The sequence below is a fragment of the Salibacterium salarium genome (assembly GCF_030813635.1).
Lineage (GTDB): Bacteria > Bacillota > Bacilli > Bacillales > Marinococcaceae > Salibacterium > Salibacterium salarium.
In genome coordinates, this window is the sequence record NZ_JAUSUM010000001.1 from 185,820 (window position 1) to 202,482 (window position 16,663).

Annotated in this window: 15 protein-coding genes; 12 read left to right on the forward strand and 3 right to left on the reverse strand. The window is 41.1% G+C overall.

The genetic code is table 11. The features are described from left to right. Positions 1–241 precede the first annotated feature (241 nt). On the reverse strand, positions 242–1,225 hold the full coding sequence (locus J2S78_RS00995) for an aldo/keto reductase (RefSeq protein ID WP_306895449.1): 984 nt from the start codon (positions 1,223–1,225) through the stop codon (positions 242–244). A 137-nt stretch (positions 1,226–1,362) separates the two neighbouring features. Between J2S78_RS00995 and J2S78_RS01000 the strand changes: the two genes are divergently transcribed. The 6 genes from J2S78_RS01000 (at position 1,363) to J2S78_RS01025 (ending at position 6,678) form a co-directional block, all read left to right on the forward strand. Beyond that, on the forward strand, positions 1,363–2,343 hold the full coding sequence (locus J2S78_RS01000) for a cyclodeaminase (protein ID WP_306895451.1): 981 nt from the start codon (positions 1,363–1,365) through the stop codon (positions 2,341–2,343). Positions 2,344–2,641: 298 nt separating this feature from the next. Beyond that, positions 2,642–3,178 (forward strand): phosphatase PAP2 family protein, encoded by a 537-nt coding sequence (locus J2S78_RS01005; RefSeq protein ID WP_306895453.1) that lies wholly within the window; start codon positions 2,642–2,644, stop codon positions 3,176–3,178. A 142-nt stretch (positions 3,179–3,320) separates the two neighbouring features. Further along, positions 3,321–3,758 carry a YwiB family protein gene (locus tag J2S78_RS01010; protein WP_306895455.1) on the forward strand — a complete coding sequence of 146 codons (438 nt, stop codon included), beginning with the start codon at positions 3,321–3,323 and terminating at the stop codon, positions 3,756–3,758. 4 nt (positions 3,759–3,762) lie between these two features. Next, positions 3,763–5,433 (forward strand): arginine--tRNA ligase, encoded by a 1,671-nt coding sequence (gene argS / locus J2S78_RS01015; protein WP_306895457.1) that lies wholly within the window; start codon positions 3,763–3,765, stop codon positions 5,431–5,433. A 218-nt stretch (positions 5,434–5,651) separates the two neighbouring features. Then, positions 5,652–5,831: a XapX domain-containing protein gene (locus tag J2S78_RS01020; protein WP_125560430.1), complete on the forward strand. Its 180-nt coding sequence runs from the start codon at positions 5,652–5,654 to the stop codon at positions 5,829–5,831. A 58-nt stretch (positions 5,832–5,889) separates the two neighbouring features. Beyond that, the gene (locus J2S78_RS01025) at positions 5,890–6,678 is read left to right on the forward strand and encodes an alpha/beta fold hydrolase (protein ID WP_306895460.1); all 789 of its coding nucleotides are present in this window, start codon (positions 5,890–5,892) and stop codon (positions 6,676–6,678) included. Between the two features lie 286 nt (positions 6,679–6,964). On the opposite strand, the gene cls is transcribed toward J2S78_RS01025, so the two are convergent. After that, the gene (gene cls, locus J2S78_RS01030; protein ID WP_306895462.1) at positions 6,965–8,170 is read right to left on the reverse strand and encodes a cardiolipin synthase; all 1,206 of its coding nucleotides are present in this window, start codon (positions 8,168–8,170) and stop codon (positions 6,965–6,967) included. Between the two features lie 233 nt (positions 8,171–8,403). Here cls and J2S78_RS01035 point away from each other — a divergent pair, with 233 nt between their 5' ends. The 3 genes from J2S78_RS01035 to pyrG all read left to right on the forward strand — a co-directional run bounded on the left by J2S78_RS01035 (position 8,404) and on the right by pyrG (position 13,290). Next, positions 8,404–10,509 (forward strand): (Fe-S)-binding protein, encoded by a 2,106-nt coding sequence (locus J2S78_RS01035; protein ID WP_306895463.1) that lies wholly within the window; start codon positions 8,404–8,406, stop codon positions 10,507–10,509. Between the two features lie 473 nt (positions 10,510–10,982). Then, positions 10,983–11,468: a DNA-directed RNA polymerase subunit delta gene (gene rpoE, locus J2S78_RS01040; RefSeq protein ID WP_306895466.1), complete on the forward strand. Its 486-nt coding sequence runs from the start codon at positions 10,983–10,985 to the stop codon at positions 11,466–11,468. A gap of 220 nt (positions 11,469–11,688) precedes the next feature. Continuing rightward, entirely contained in the window at positions 11,689–13,290 is a 1,602-nt protein-coding gene (gene pyrG / locus J2S78_RS01045) for a CTP synthase (protein ID WP_306895469.1), read from the forward strand. A 418-nt stretch (positions 13,291–13,708) separates the two neighbouring features. Here the strand turns inward: pyrG and J2S78_RS01050 are convergent, their stop codons facing one another. Next, positions 13,709–14,224, reverse strand: coding sequence for a DUF2529 family protein (locus J2S78_RS01050; protein WP_306895472.1), 516 nt, complete (start codon positions 14,222–14,224; stop codon positions 13,709–13,711). 180 nt (positions 14,225–14,404) lie between these two features. Here J2S78_RS01050 and J2S78_RS01055 point away from each other — a divergent pair, with 180 nt between their 5' ends. The 3 genes from J2S78_RS01055 (at position 14,405) to fsa (ending at position 16,642) form a co-directional block, all read left to right on the forward strand. Continuing rightward, the gene (locus J2S78_RS01055) at positions 14,405–14,773 is read left to right on the forward strand and encodes a response regulator (protein ID WP_370871495.1); all 369 of its coding nucleotides are present in this window, start codon (positions 14,405–14,407) and stop codon (positions 14,771–14,773) included. A 253-nt stretch (positions 14,774–15,026) separates the two neighbouring features. After that, positions 15,027–15,890, forward strand: a complete 864-nt coding sequence (gene fba, locus J2S78_RS01060) for a class II fructose-1,6-bisphosphate aldolase (RefSeq protein WP_306895477.1) — start codon at positions 15,027–15,029, stop codon at positions 15,888–15,890. A 113-nt stretch (positions 15,891–16,003) separates the two neighbouring features. Beyond that, complete coding sequence (gene fsa, locus J2S78_RS01065; RefSeq protein ID WP_306895479.1) at positions 16,004–16,642, forward strand: fructose-6-phosphate aldolase; 639 nt, start codon at positions 16,004–16,006, stop codon at positions 16,640–16,642. Positions 16,643–16,663 lie beyond the last annotated feature (21 nt).

The window sequence follows — 16,663 nt, forward strand, 5'->3', positions numbered from 1 at the left end:
GGTTTTATCGTTCTTTATAACGAATCAATAAATGTAGTATATAATTGTATTTCGAAAATGCAAAACTCTAAATATAACTTTCAATCGTTATAACGAACAAATATGTCAATAATACTTTGTATATCTTTTTTTTACTTAATTTTACGTCGAAAATGAACGTTTTTGTGCAATATAAAGAACATAAAGGCAATATTAAAAGCTGACGTGCGTTCTTTTCGTCAGCTTTTGTCGTGTCTATGTTTTAATAAGAACCGCGAATATGAGGGAAAACGTTTTGAGTATAAAAATTGTGTAGTCGGTTCATTTCTTCTTTAGAATAGCCAGCACTTTGATGGGCCTGTAAGTTATCTTCGACTTGTCTTACTGATTTAAATCCAGGGATGACACAAGTTACTTCTTCGTGTTCTAAAATCCATTTTAAAGCGGCACGAGTCATATTTCCCCGTCCATCTGCAATCCAGTTAAGGTTTTCGCTTAACTCCACTCCTTTTTCGAAAGGAAGTCCAGCGAAGGTTTCACCCACATTAAATTTTTCTCCTTCGCGGTTAAAGCTGCGGTGATCATCCTCCGAGAAGGAACTTGCTTTTGTGAATTTCCCTGTTAGTAATCCGCTGGCAAGAGGTAATCTCGTCAGAATACCGACACCCTGTGCTTTTGCTTTTGGAAGAAGCTGTTCAGCAGGTTTTTGCCGAAAAATATTAAAAATGACCTGCAACGCTCGTACATTTGGATGTTCCAGGCAAAGTAGCCCTTCTTCAACTGTTTCAACACTGACTCCGTAATGACGGATTTTGCCTTGTTGTTGGAGTTTATCGAGGACATGAAAAACGTTTCCGTCTTTTAAAATTTCCATTGGAGGGCAGTGAATTTGGTATAAATCTAATCGCTCCCGCCCAAGACGTTGAAGGGTATTCTCCAAGTAAGTAGTTACAGAAGCTTCAGAATACGTCGTTGAATCATGTATGTCTCCGGCACGGCAAAATTTACTAGCCACATATATTTTATCCTCTTTGCCTTTTGTCGCTTTTGCAAGCAATTCTTCGCTGTGGCCATCTCCGTATACGTCAGCTGTGTCGAAAAAATTTACGCCTTCGTTCATAGCCCGCTCTAATCCATTTAATGCTTCTTTGTCGTTCGTATCTCCCCACGCTCCGCCAATGGCCCATGTTCCAAAACTAATTTCACTTACATTTAAATCGGTGCTTCCTAATTGTCGATATCGCATTTAAGTCACCAACCTTTTTCATAAAATTATAGCGTTTTCATCAGATTATACATAAGTCGAGTCAATTATTCTATGATTTAGGTTTAATATAATAGGTGGAAAAGGGATAGTATGAATAAAGAAAGGAGTGAATGGAAATGTTTATTTTCTCCGAAAAAGATATCCGTCAAGTTGTAGATGTGAACAAAACAGCACTGGAGTTAATCGAAAAAGGATTTCAAAAGCTCGAGCAAGGGGAAGTGACAATGCCGCCGATTTTGCGTGTAGATATTCCCGAAAATAATGGGGAAGTTGATGTAAAAACGGCTTATGTAAAAGGGTTGGATATGTTTGCGCTAAAAATTTCTTCCGGTTTTTTTAACAATGCGGATAAAGGGCTCCCGAGCTTGAGCGGAATGATGCTTCTTTTTAATACAGAGACAGGTTTTACGGAAGCCGTTCTTCAAGACAATGGCTATTTAACAGATGTGAGAACAGCGGTTGCTGGAGGAATGGCAGCTGACCATTTAGCAAATAAAAAGATAAAAACGGCAGGGATTATTGGTACAGGGACACAAGCAAGGTATCAGCTTCGAGCTCTTAGTATGGTTCGTGATATTGAAGAGGTGCTCGTTTATGGCCGCAAAAAAGAGCGGATAGATTCTTATATAAAAGAGATGGAAGAAACCATTGGGGTAAAAGTGACGGCTGCTGAAAATCCCGAACATGTCGTGCGGAACAGTGACGTTGTCATTACAACCACGCCGGCAAAGGAACCTATTATTCAAAAAGAATGGCTGCATCCTGGTTTGCACATTACAGCGATGGGTTCCGATGCTGAGGAAAAGAATGAAATACACCCAAGTGTGCTCGGAGCAGTCGATGTGTTAGCTTGTGATTCAAAGGACCAGGTATTCCGACTTGGAGAATATCATCATGCAAAAGACGCAGGTGTAGTGAAAGAGACCAGCCAAATAGCCGAACTCGGTGCTTTGTCTCTTGGTAGGGCAGAAGGGAGAAAGACAGAGGACCAAATCACGTTTTGTGATCTCACCGGAACAGGGGTGCAGGATACGGCAATTGCAGTTTATGCCTACGATAGCTTGAGAGATGCTGGCAAAGGGACACTGTTTGAATAATAATGATGATGGAATGGGAGTCATCTCAAAGTGGAGATGGCTTCTTTTTTTACCCTCGGTTCGGCCGAATATGGGGTGGAGGGAAGCCCTGCTGTTGCCGCTTGATCTCTCCGACAGTCCGAATCAATACGGTACCTTTTCCGTAAGGTTCATGGATCTTTCTCCAAATCGAGTTGCGTGAATTTATGAGCGGTATCGAGGAGGAGTTCGCGATATTCTAGAGTGTTTTCAGAAATAATTATCCAGAAGAAAGATCTTTGTTGTATAATAGAAGAAAGCATACAGAGAAGGTGAATGTATGGATTTATTTTTATTCGAGCAGATTAACCAACTGGCGGGTAATTGGAACTGGCTTGATGCGATGATGCGTTTTCTTTCATCTGCCGGATACATTATCGTCATTCTTATCATAATAAGCCTACTATTTACTAAAAAGCGGAGCTGGGGATTCATCGGTGTCGTATCGTTGCTTGTAAGCTTGGGCATAAATTATATAGTGAAAACTGCCGTTTCCCGCCCGCAGCCTTTTAGCACTCACGATGTAACACTCCTAATAGAACGTAGTACTTCGCCATCGTTTCCGAGTGACCAAGCTGTTATTATGGGAGTATGTTCTGTTATATTGTTTTTCGTTCATAGAAAACTAGGAGTGACAGCTTTTGTGCTGGCCCTTTTTGTTATATTTTCCCGCGTGTTTGTCGGGCATCACTATCCAATGGATGTGTTAGCAGGATTACTGGTTGGGTTTGTGGTGACAGCATGTATAAGTAAGGTGTGGAACAGAAGAGAGAGAAGAAGCCGTTTTACTCCTTCATATACCCGTCACTTTCCGTAATCTATGTTTTCTAAGAATACGAAAATAGGTTTCTACATATATTTCTATCAAAGAAGGACTGTTTTCATCTTGCGTAAGGCAGACGGAATCGCTACACTTTTTATACGGAGAAAACCCAATTATGCAGGGGGAGCGGATAGAAATGACAGAAACGTTAAAAACGCCGGTTGATGTAAAAATGACAACAAACATTCAACAACAGGGAGAAAAAGATCAGGTCAATCTGCAGGCAAAAGGGGACGTCTATCAAAAAAGTAACTATACTTATGTCAATTTCAAGGAAGACCTTGACGATATTGGCCAAGTATCGACAGTGCTGAAAATAGGGGAGAGGGAACTTACCGTTATTCGTTCCGGTCCGGTATCTATGCGCCAACGCTATTTAAGTGGAGAACGGACGGAAGGCACCTATGAAACACCATACGGTAAATTAATAACGGAAGCTGAAACGGATCAAGTGGCAGTTATGTGGTCTGACAGCGGAAGCACAGGCCGCATTCAATTTGGCTATGACCTGACGTTACAGGGTTCTGTGGCTGGAAGATATGATGTAACTATTTCGATTGAGGAGGATACATGAACATATGAACGTCGTTGAACAAATCAAAGAACAAATCAAAGAAGAAATCACCGCTGCCGTGGAAAAAGCCGGCCTTGCTTCCAAAGAAGATATCCCGGAAGTGATTATTGAAACGCCAAAGGACAAACAACACGGAGATTTCGCGACCAATATGGCAATGCAACTGGCAAAGGTGGCAAAAAAGGCGCCGCGTCTTATTGCCGAAGACATAAGCAATCATTTTGATACATCCAGGGCTTCTGTTGAAAAACTAGACATCGCAGGACCTGGGTTTATTAATTTTTTCATGGACAACGGTTATTTGAGAAATGTCATTCCGGCTGTGTTAGAAGCAGGAGAATCATATGGGCAAACGGATTTCGGCAAAAATAAAAAAGTGCAGGTGGAGTATGTATCTGCTAATCCGACGGGGAATTTGCATCTGGGGCACGCACGTGGTGCCGCGGTGGGCGATACACTTTGTAACATACTAGAGAAGGCAGGCTTTGATGTTACTCGCGAATATTACATTAATGATGCCGGTAATCAAATAGCAAACTTAGCGTACTCTGTGGAAGCTCGTTATTTGGAAGCGCTTGGTAAAGAGAGCACGATGCCCGAAGAAGGATACCAAGGTGCGGATGTTAAAGCATTCGGTGAAGAGCTAGCAGCTGAACATGGAGAAACCTTTGTCGATATGGATCAAGCAGAACGACTAGCTTTTTTCCGGGAGTATGGTTTGAAACGAGAAATGGACAAGTTAAAACAAGATCTGCATGATTTTAAAGTTGACTTTGACGTTTGGTTTTCGGAAACATCCTTATATGAAAGCGGCAAAATTGAAGAAGCGCTAAAGCTTCTCCAAGACAGTGGAGAAGTTTATGAAGAGGATAGTGCGGTTTGGTTTAAGTCAAGTAACTACGGAGACGACAAAGATCGTGTACTTGTCAAAAATGACAACACGTATACGTATCTGATGCCTGATATAGCCTATCATAAAAATAAATTTGAACGCGGCTTTGAAAAGGTGATTAACATATGGGGTGCCGATCATCACGGTTATATTCCTAGAATGGAAGCGGCTGTTCAGGCATTAGGGTTTGATAAATCTCAGTTGGAAACGCAAGTCATACAAATGGTGAATTTGTATGAAAAAGGAGAACGCGTGAAGATGAGTAAGCGTACCGGCAAAGCGGTTACGTTAAAGGACTTGATGGAAGAGGTCGGCATTGATGCGACTCGTTATTTCTTTGCGATGAGAAGTGCCGACACGCATCTTGACTTTGATTTAGATCTGGCTAAATCCGAGTCGAATGAAAACCCGGTTTATTACGTCCAATACGCACATGCGCGTTTGTGCAGTATTTTTGAACAGGCAAAAGAGAAGGGATATAGCTATGATCCAGATGCAGATATAAGCTTAATTGAGACAGAAAAAGAATTTGAGCTTTTGAAAAAAGTTGGTGAGTTTCCAGAAGCGATTGCTTTTGCAGCGGACAAGTACACTCCTCACCGGATGACTAACTACTTGCATGAGTTGGCTTCTGCGTTTCATAGTTTCTATAATGCGGAACGAGTGGTGGATCAGGAAAATCAAGCAAAAACTCAAGCTCGTCTTGTTTTAGTGAAAGCGGTGCAGACCACTTTACAAAATGGGATGAGGCTAATAGGTGTACAAGCTCCGGAAAAAATGTAGATAAAACGAAACAAGAGGGCTGTTACCCGCCGCGGGGACACTCTCTTGTTTTATTTTAAAGCTCCGTTTTTCTTATAAGATAGGGAAAAATAAAATGTTGGCGTTTTAGGATCCAGCGTCCAGTCGAACTTCCGCTATCCAGGGCGCTTTCGCTTTTTTTAGCAATGAAGAATAAAATGTTCACGATGATACATAGTAGAAAGAAGGGTGTGACACAAATGCAAGAAGCATTATTATCTTTATTAACGGGACTTGGTGTGGGGATTTTGTTTGCTTTAGTACGACTGCCTATTCCTGCTCCGCCTGCACTTGCCGGGGTTATGGGCATTGTGGGGATATTTCTTGGCTATAAAATTTATGAGTGGATCCTCCTTTGGGTTCAAGGAGGAAGTGGATAAAGGTTGTGAGCCTTAAACAATAGTTTTATGAAGTTATAAATAATGAGGTGAATGGCTGGTGCCGTTTTTTACATCGCAAGGAGCAACATTGCATTATCAAACATGGGGGCATGGACTTCCTTTGTTTTTTATTCATCCTCCAGCCATGGGAGCTGCGACATTTCAAGAACAACAAAAGCTCTCTCGTGACTACAAAGTAGTGTTAATGGATGCCAGAGGGCATGGTTTCAGCAATAACGGCAAAGGTACGTTGTCGATTTCTGAGTGGGCCCTTGATTTGTATCATTTAGCGGATGAACTGGGGGTAAAAAAGGTCGTGTTATGCGGCTATTCCAGTGGCGGTTCGGTAGCACTTGAGTTTGCTTTGAACTGGCCGGAACGAACGGCAGGTGTTGTTACGGTTGGTGGTTTTCCAGAAGTATGTACAACCCTGTTGGAGCGCGAATTTGATACGGGTATATGGTTGGCTCAAAAAGAATGGATGGGTGTATTAGCTAAAATACTGTCCTATTCGAATGCTCATACAACCAGTCATCGTCAGGCTATTGCTGATACGATTCAACGTAGTCATGCCCCGCTCGTTAAGTCCTTATACGAATCAGGTCTTCATTACACTTGTACACACAGACTGCCACAACTACAAGTGCCGCTTTTGCTCATTTATGGAATGAGGGATTGGTATGTTCACTATTACCAGTACCTTTTTTATAAATACGCGAGTCATGCCCCAAAAGATGTTGTCATGGTTGAAAAAGTCGGACACCAAGTCCCAACGTTGCAGCCAAATGAATACAATGCCATCGTCCATCGTTTTGCTGCTGTCCTGAACAATAATACCGGTATGTGACTCACGAAAAAAACTGCTTCGAATATAGTGGCAATTTCACTATTCGAAGCAGTTTTTTACTTTGCTTTATAAGATAGGGGGGCATAATATGTTGAGGGGTGGCTTTGACCGAACCTCCTCTACCTATGGCGTCGGCGCAGGACATGCCGTCCATAGCTGAACTTTCTTCAAAGAGGCCATGCCTGCGGAAAGCGTCCCATCTGCAGCGGATGTGGAAAGAAGCACACTCTTAAAAAATTGCGGCTGCACATAGGACGGAATTTCTGGTTACCAGATTCCGTTTTTCTTATAGCAATTTTTCGATGGATGAGGCGATTTTTTCCCGAAAACGTGTCGAAAAAGGACGGTCTTTAAGGTCTTTGATTGTAAGACGGGTTGAACGCTTCATGTCCTCTTCGATTGTATCTTTTACGGTATGGAATAAGGTCGAGTCGGATATTAACGTATTCATTTCGTTATTCAAATGGAAACTGCGAAGATCAAAGTTTGCACTACCTACATCACAATAGGAATCATCAATCAGAAGTGCTTTCGCATGATAAAATCCATCTTGAAAGTGGTACACTTTGGCTCCTGCATGTAACAATTCTTCAAGATAGGAGAACGAGGCTTCTTTAACAAGAGGATGATCGCGTTTTTCTGGAAGAAGAATCGTTATGTCCACACCTCGTTTAAGGGACGTGAGTAAAGTATCTTGTATCACTGACCCAGGAATGAAATAAGGACTGGCGATGTAAATATAGTGATTGGCCTGTTGAATAGCTTCTGCAAAAGATTGTTCTAATCCTTTGGCATCAGTAGAAGCGAAATGGGTTCGTTGCTTTCCTTCGGCAGCCTTTGGATAGTAGCGTTCCTGCCGATATGTGTCCTGGTTATGTTCGCGGGACCAGTCTTGTAAAAACTGAGCTTGTAAATCTTGAACACCTTCCCCATCAAAACGCAAGTGAAAATCGCGCCAAAACCCCAACTTAGAATCACGTCCCAAGTATTCATCACCAATATTAAACCCGCCTATATAACCAATTTTACCGTCTATAATGGTGATTTTCCGGTGATTTCTTCGATTTAGGGAATAAAATAAATATGGGAATTTTATTTTTTGAGAATAGGAAAAATGAATGCCGGCGTTTTTTAATCTATTTCTTCCTTCACGGTTCATCCCTCCGCCGATTCGATCAATGAGCACTCTAATGGTTACACCCTCTGAGGCTTTTTCGATTAATAGGTCAATCAGCTGACTTCCAATACTATCGTTTCGGAATATATAAAATAAAACATGCACGTTGTCTGACGCGGATTGGATGTCTTCAAAAAATGCTTGATAGAAGTCCTCTCCAGTATCAAACCATGCAACATTAGAACATCTATCTGGATACATGACAGGACTCGTTTCTTGTTGTAGTATATGATTTTTTTCCCCCAATAAAAAGTCCAGGCGAAGCCAAAAATAAACAATAATCAGAAGAAGAAATATATTGAAAATTATCACCATATTGGGAGAACCTCCTAAGTAAAAAATAATGTACAAGTTAGAGTGCCCGGGAAACTGATATTCTAGAGATGATTTAAAAAGAAAACAAAAAATATAATGACTGAATGTTCATTCACTACATTTTTTGATATACTGAAGACATATTCATTTACAAACTAGCTGAAATAGTCAGTTAAAAAGTAAACGGTTTCTTTGTGTGTATTTGTCCATTTTAACGAGAAAGGGGTTTAGACATGGAAACATTCGTTATGATAAATTGGGCAGCATTTCTAATGGTTACGGGTTACGCAGTCTTTTTGTTCGCAAGGTTAGTTTATACGAGATATACCTACATTAGATTGGGGAAAAAAGCTGAGTTTGACCAAACAGCAAAGGAACGTTGGGAAGCAGTGAAAACGAACGTATTTGGTCAAAAAAAATTGTTAAAAGATAAAAAGAGCGGAATCATTCATGTCATGTTCTTTTATGGATTTCTGCTCGTTCAGTTCAGCGCTGTTGATACTATTTGGAAGGGTCTTGCGATTGGTTCTCATCTGCCATTAGGTCCAGTTTACCCAGTTTTCACCTTATTTCAGGAAATCGTTGTATTTATGATTTTAGCAGCAGTCATATGGGCATTTTATCGACGTTATGTGGAAAAATTAGTACGGCTGAAACGGGGATGGAAAGCCGGGCTGGTTCTTATTTTCATCGGTGGATTGATGACATCAAAGTTAATTGCAAAAGGAATGGAAATGATCTGGCTCGACAAAGGATTCTCTTGGTTTGAACCGATGACTTCAACCATTGCTGCGATAGCATCTTTATTTGGAACAGAAACGGCGGGGATATTATTCTTTGTATTCTGGTGGGCTCATTTATTGTTCTTGCTCAGCTTTTTAGTCTATGTGCCTCAATCAAAGCATGCTCATCTGATTGCAGGACCTGCTAATGTTTGGCTAGGTCGGACACACCCAGTTGGACAGTTGCATTCGATTGATTTTGAAGAGGAAGACAAAGAAGAGTTTGGAGTCGGTAAAGTAGAAGATTTTAATCAAAAACAATTACTCGATTTATACGCTTGTGTGGAATGCGGGCGTTGTACCAATATGTGTCCGGCGACCGGTTCCGGAAAAATGTTGTCTCCAATGGATTTGTTGCTGCGGATGCGTGATCACTTAACAGAAAAAGGGGCAGCGGTAACATCTCGTTCTCCATGGTTGCCGGCGTATGCATTTGGGAATACGAACGGAAACCAATGGGCTGCGCAAGGTATGGGGGCCAAAGAAGCAGCAGCTAGTTATGATGTTCGCTTAATTGGGGATGTGATTACGGAGGAAGAAATTTGGGCTTGTACGACTTGTCGGAATTGTGAGGATCAATGTCCTGTTATGAATGAACACGTGGACAAAATAATTGATTTACGGCGATACTTGGTATTAACGGAAGGAAAAATGGATCCTGAGGCACAGCGCGCCATGACGAACATTGAACGCCAAGGGAACCCATGGGGAATTAATCGAAAAGAACGGGAAAATTGGCGGGATACCCGTGAAGATATCGGTGCGCCTACTGTAAAAGAAGTGAAGAAACAAGAAGGCACGTTTGAATATCTGTTCTTTGTCGGTTCGATGGGGTCGTATGATAAGCGAAGCCAAAAAATCGCCCAATCCTTTGCAAAACTAATGAATGAGGCAGGTGTCACCTTTGCAATATTAGGAAATAAAGAGAAGAATTCTGGAGACACCCCGCGTCGTATTGGCAATGAGTTTCTATTTCAAGAGCTTGCCGCTGCCAATATTAGTGAGTTTGAGAAAAACGGTATCAATAAAATAGTGACCATTGACCCTCATGCCTATAATACATTTAAAAATGAATATCCCGAGTTCGGTCTTGAGGGGGTAGAAGTTTATCATCATACAGAACTGTTAGCGGAGCTTGTTCGTTCTGGTAAACTTACACCGCGTCATGAGGTGAAGGAAACAATCACGTATCACGATTCCTGTTACCTTGGTCGTTACAATCAAGTCTATGATCCGCCGCGTGATATTTTAGAATCAATTCCTGGTTTAACGGTAGTGGAGATGGAGCGAAATCGTGAAGACGGCATGTGCTGCGGGGCAGGCGGCGGGATGATGTGGATGGAAGAAGAAGCCGGCCAGCGGGTAAACGTCGCCCGTACAGAACAAGCGTTGGAAACGGATTCGTCTATGATTGGAAGTGCCTGTCCCTATTGTTTAACGATGATGTCAGATGGCACGAAAGCGAAAGAAGTGGAAGATGATGTAAAGACGATGGACATTGCTGAAATATTGGAGCGTTCCGTTATTGATCAGAAAACGGTGCTGACAACACGATAGCTTGTGATAAATGGTCTTATCTAAAAAACGTTTGATTTTTCGGGTGGAATCAAGTATTTTTGAGGATGAGGAAAGCGTTTTCTTTAGGCGCAAACAATGCGGAATGAAAGGAGATGACCTTCTTTTTTCCGCATTTTCACTTGTTTTAGTAGGCAAGAAACTTTTTAAAATAGGAAGAAAAGTATATTTTTCGTCTTCCATGCTTAGCGCAAGTACCTAGCCGTCCGGACTGCACGGTTGGTTCAGAGCCTTGTGATACAAAACGACATCTTATGTAGGAGAAAGCCGGAATTCGACACTCTGAATCCTTTGAAAAACGCTAGCATAAATAACGCAAATATGTTTATAATGAAAAGTATGATTTTGAAACGTTACTTTTGCGTTTAGATTTTTCAATAATTAAGGATGTACGAAGAGTTTACCCGTATATCCTAATTAATATGTATAGGTAATGGAAAGGAAGGGTGGAAGCCGTGAGCATCTCCGATTATAATGAAGAACAAATCGAAGAAATGTCAGCGATTGAACTGGCCCATATTCTACTGGAAGACGAAAGTAAGCCGTACGATTATTCAAGCTTGATTGATCGTATTTCGGATCTCAAAGGATTGGACCAAAATGAGAAAAGAAACCGCCGGACAAAGCTTTTTACGGCCATTAATTTAGACGGACGCTTTGTTCATCTAGGTGAAAACCATTGGGGTCTCCGTAACTGGTATCCATTGGATCAAACGGATGAAGATTTAAGTACTACAGTGAAAGCTCCAGCGAAAAAACAAAATCAGGATGACGGCCTAGATGATTTTGGTGACGAAGACTTTGATGATGACTTTGAAGATATTGAAGATGAATTAGACGAATTATCGCATGAAGAAAATGCAGAAGATGAAGAAAAAACAAAACCGTTGGGCGGGTTTGATTCAGACGTCCCAGAAACATCGGACGATGACACGTACTAAGCTTTTTTCGTACTTGACTTTTAAAAAAAGCCTCGGTAAAATCATTTTTGGGCTTAAACAAATATCTATTTTATATATGTTTATAATATATAAGACAAACGTAAAACGAAAGTGCGCCCCCTTCCGAGGGTGTGGTGTCACTTTTGTTTTTTTTATGAAAATACCAGTACTTCAAGTGCTTTGTTGAGTGATTTTAAAAATAGAAGGAGTAGATGAATACATGGCAAGTAAGTATATCTTCGTTACCGGAGGGGTTGTATCATCTTTAGGGAAAGGGATTACTGCCGCAGCTTTAGGACGTTTATTGAAAAATCGGGGGCTCAGCGTCACGATTCAAAAGTTTGATCCTTATATTAATGTGGATCCTGGCACAATGAGCCCTTATCAGCACGGTGAAGTATTCGTTACAGATGATGGAGCAGAAACGGACCTTGATCTTGGACACTATGAGCGGTTTATTGATATTAACCTTAGTAAAAATAGCAACGTGACAACAGGTAAAGTGTATTCTTCCGTTATTCGTAAAGAACGCCGCGGAGATTATCTTGGTGGTACGGTTCAGGTCATTCCTCATGTTACGAATGAAATTAAAGAACGTGTGTACCGAGCTGGTCGTGAAACAGGAGCGGACGTTGTCATTACAGAAATAGGCGGTACTGTCGGGGATATTGAAAGCTTGCCATTCCTTGAAGCAATACGTCAGATTAAGAGTGATGTAGGTGTCGAAAATGTCATGTATATTCATTGCACTCTTATCCCGTATTTATCAGCGGCTGGTGAAATTAAGTCCAAACCGACACAGCACAGCGTGAAAGAACTTCGCAGTTTAGGAATTCAGCCCAACGTGATTGTTGTTCGTACCGAAAGTGATGTACCACAGGACATGAAAGAAAAGATTGCTTTATTCTGTGATATAAATAAAGATGCAGTTATTGAATTACCTGATGCAGATACCCTCTATCAAGTTCCTATATATTTACAGAATCAAAAGCTAGATACGTTTGTCTGTGACTATTTGAGTTTAAATGGAAAAGAAGCAGATATGGAAGAATGGAAAATGCTTGTTGAAAAGGTTCAGAATTTATCCGGACGGGTAAAGATTGCGCTCGTTGGAAAATATGTATCTCTTCCAGATGCTTATCTATCTGTAGCAGAATCCTTGAAGCACGCCGGATATACCTATGACTCATACGTTGATATTAAATGGGTTAATTCCGAGGAAGTAACAGAAGATACAATCGCTGAAAAATTAAAAGATGCTGATGGTATCTTGGTACCTGGAGGATTTGGAGATAGAGGCATGGATGGAAAAATAGCAGCGATAAAGTATGCTAGAGAAAATAATATTCCTTTTCTCGGTATCTGTCTTGGAATGCAGCTTGCATCTGTTGAGTTTGCTCGTAACGTTGTTGGCTTGAGTGGAGCAGGTTCAGCTGAATTGCACCCTGACACAGAGGACCCAGTCATTGACCTTCTTCCTGAACAAAAAGAAGTAGAGGATATGGGGGGAACCCTGCGTTTAGGATTGTATCCTTGTAAATTGAAGGAAAATACGAAAGCAAGAGCTGCTTATGGAGACGAAGTGGTCTATGAACGACACCGTCATCGTTATGAATTCAATAATGCTTATCGAGATACGTTAGAAGCGCAAGGTTTTATTTTCAGTGGGACAAGCCCGGATGGCAGGCTTGCTGAAATTATTGAGCTTGAAAATCATCCGTATTTTGTCGCTTCACAGTTTCACCCGGAATTTGTTTCTCGCCCGACAAGACCACAGCCATTGTTCCGAGAGTTTATAAATGCATCAATTGAACACCAATAGCAGGAAAAAGAGCGGATCTCGCATCCGCTCTTTTTTTATGTATAAAATGTGGAGTTTTTTGCGAAAGTGAAGCTGAGGACATCCTCGTAAAAAAAGTCGGATGTGAAAATCAACAGGTCAGTGGTTTGAACGGCGCGCGGCGATTTTCGTAGCAGAAACGAAGAGTAGAGAAGCTGCGGCGGACATTTAATCCGTTATTTGACTTGTTTCTCACCATTATTCCTTTTCCAACCAAAATAACGAAACAAATGTCCTTCCACCTCGAAAAATAATAGTTCTTTAACTAGATAATATAAAATGTCGACGTTTTCGGGGCCAGCTCAAATCCACACGAACGCCTACAGGACGAAGGTCCATTCGGTGTTGCCTCAGGACGTGGCGTTCTTAGCCGAACTTCCATTATTCAGGGCACTTGCGCTCAATCAAGTTCTTCTAACATTTCCCTCATATTCATAAATAAAAGCTGACCGGCAAATAGAGTGCATAGTGCGGATGGAGATCCCATACGATTGCCATCTGCATCAGGGACAATGCCGCCCCTAACATGGGTGTGAAGCCAAACATCGGTCGGTTCAAGTTCTACTTCACCGTCTCCCTCTGCATATGGGGCAATGACGACAACGGGAACTTCTTTTTCTTTTAAATCTGTTACGATCGTAGTCAACGATTCTCCTTTTTCTGCTAGGACGAGAACTCTATCGTTAGAGTTAGGGAGTGTTGGTCCACTGTTTTGGAGCACTTTTGTTCCGGCCGGGGCATCAGGATGTGAGGCGAGTGTAATTGCGTTTCCTTCCATGGAAGCTGTCCCGCTGATCCATAACGTTCCTGTTCCACCGGGGCCTTGGGCTAACAGACGGCTTCCATCCTCAACCGCTTCCTCTTCTTCCAAAACTTTATTAAAAACACCTTGTAATTGGGTTGCAAATACTTTCAAGGTTGTCACCCCTTTCTAGAAAATCAATCTATCCCATATTATAGATGATATACGACATTTTTTGAAAAAAATAAAAATCACTTCAAAACTTTAGAAGGAAAAAAGAAGATAAATATGGAAGAATTTAAGGCGGGATGGTGACGACTTGATAATGAAGGGCTTTTTGAAAAAGGGAGGGGGATGTATGTGCGTAAAGTTTTAATTGTAGATGATCAATATGGTATAAGAGTGCTATTAAAAGAAATACTGCAAAAAGATGGGTATAAAATAATGGAAGCTTCTAATGGCATTCAAGCCTTAGATATATTAGAAAAAGAAGAGCCTGACTTGATGCTCTTAGATATGAAAATACCTGGAATGGACGGCGTTGAAATTTTGCAGGAACGGGAAAATAAACAGTTGTCTGTTCATACAAAGGTTATGTTAATGACAGCTTATGGAGAGTTGAACATGATGAATGAAGCTCAAAAATTAGGTGCTTCTACCTATATATCTAAACCGTTTGATATAGATGAAGTAAGAAATAAAATCGAGAACCAGCTATCTTAACACTTTTCACACTTTATTAAAGAAATTGAAATAAATAGAGCATGTTTTAACTTTTCCGTTCTGTGTAGGTGAAAATATTTTATGATGTGCTATAATGAATCAAGAAACTAATGGAGAATACTATTTGTGCCTTGTTACATAAGTGACGCTTTCCTCAACGTCGCAAAAGAATCGGAAAACCGAACAGGTGTCTTTCGAGGTGCTGAATGAATTATTCCATTAAGTCATTATATATTTTAAGGAGGATTTTTTAATGCCATTGGTATCAATGAAAGAAATGCTGGACGAGGCAAAAGCGAACGGCTATGCTATCGGGCAGTATAACTTGAATAACATGGAATTCATTCAAGGTATCCTGCAAGCGGCAGAAGAAGAAAAATCACCGCTTATTTGCGGAGTATCTGAAGGGGCAGCTCGTTACATGGGCGGCTTTAAACCAGTCGTAGATATGGTAACATCATTTATGGAAGCTTATAATGTTACTGTACCTGTAGCTATCCATCTCGACCATGGTTCTAGTTTCGAGAAGTGTGTTGAAGCAATCCGTGCTGGATTCACTTCTGTTATGATTGATGGTTCTCACTATCCACTTGAAGAAAATATTGCTTTAACAAAACGTGTAGTAGAAGTGGCGCATTCTGTCGGCGTTTCTGTTGAAGCAGAACTTGGTAGAATTGGTGGACAAGAAGATGACGTTGTCGTTGAAGATGCAGAAGCGGCTTACGCTATTCCATCTGAATGTAAAGAATTAGTTGAGCAAACAGGTGTTGATTGTTTTGCTCCGGCTCTTGGATCCGTCCATGGTCCTTATAAGGGAGAGCCGAATCTCGGATTTGATCGTATGAAAGAAATCGATAGCTTTGCCGGAATTCCTCTTGTTCTCCATGGTGGAACAGGAATCCCTGCTGACGATGTTCAAAAAGCAATCGGTTATGGTCACGCAAAAATCAATGTAAACACAGAAAGTCAGATTTCTTCTGCAGCAGCTGTCCGTAAAACATTGGACGAAAAGCCGGAACTTTATGATCCACGTAAGTATCTTGGCCCGGCTCGCGATGCAGTGAAAGAAACAGTAAAAGCAAAAATGCAAGAATTCGGTTCTTCAAACCGCGCTTAATGCAGTAAATCATCCTAAAGAAGAGTTAATAGAACGCACCAGTTTTTTCTGTTGCGTCTGTTAACTCTTCCCTTTATAAGGAAAAATTTTGTTCATTCGGGAGGACTAAGAATATGAAATTTTTCATTGATTCGGCCAATCTTGAACAGATACATGAAGCGCATGAATTAGGAGTATTGTCTGGTGTGACAACAAACCCAAGCTTAGTAGCCAAAGAAGGTGCTGACTTTCAAGAACGATTGAAAGAGATTACTCGTTTTGTAAAAGGGTCAGTCAGTGCGGAAGTCATTTCGACAGAAGCATCCGGTATGATAACCGAAGGGCGTGAGTTGGCTGAGATTGCTCCGAATATTACGGTTAAAGTACCGATGACGTTAGAAGGGTTGAAAGCGGTTAAGACGTTATCTGAGGAAAATATTGATACAAATGTAACGCTCGTCTTTTCATCTGTTCAGGCTTTACTAGCGGCTCGAGCTGGGGCTTCTTATGTATCCCCGTTTTTAGGCCGTTTAGATGATATCGGCCACAATGGACTTGACTTAATTAGTGAAATATCAGAAATTTTCAACGAACACGGACTTGATACACAAATCATAGCCGCATCGGTTCGTCATCCGCTTCATGTGTCTGAGTCTGCTAGAAGAGGTGCGCATATTGCAACGGTTCCATTAAAGGTCATTCATCAACTTGTTAAGCACCCATTAACGGATCAAGGTATTGAAAAATTTCTTAGTGATTGGGAAAACCGCTAGTCTTCTTTGTTGATACTTGCT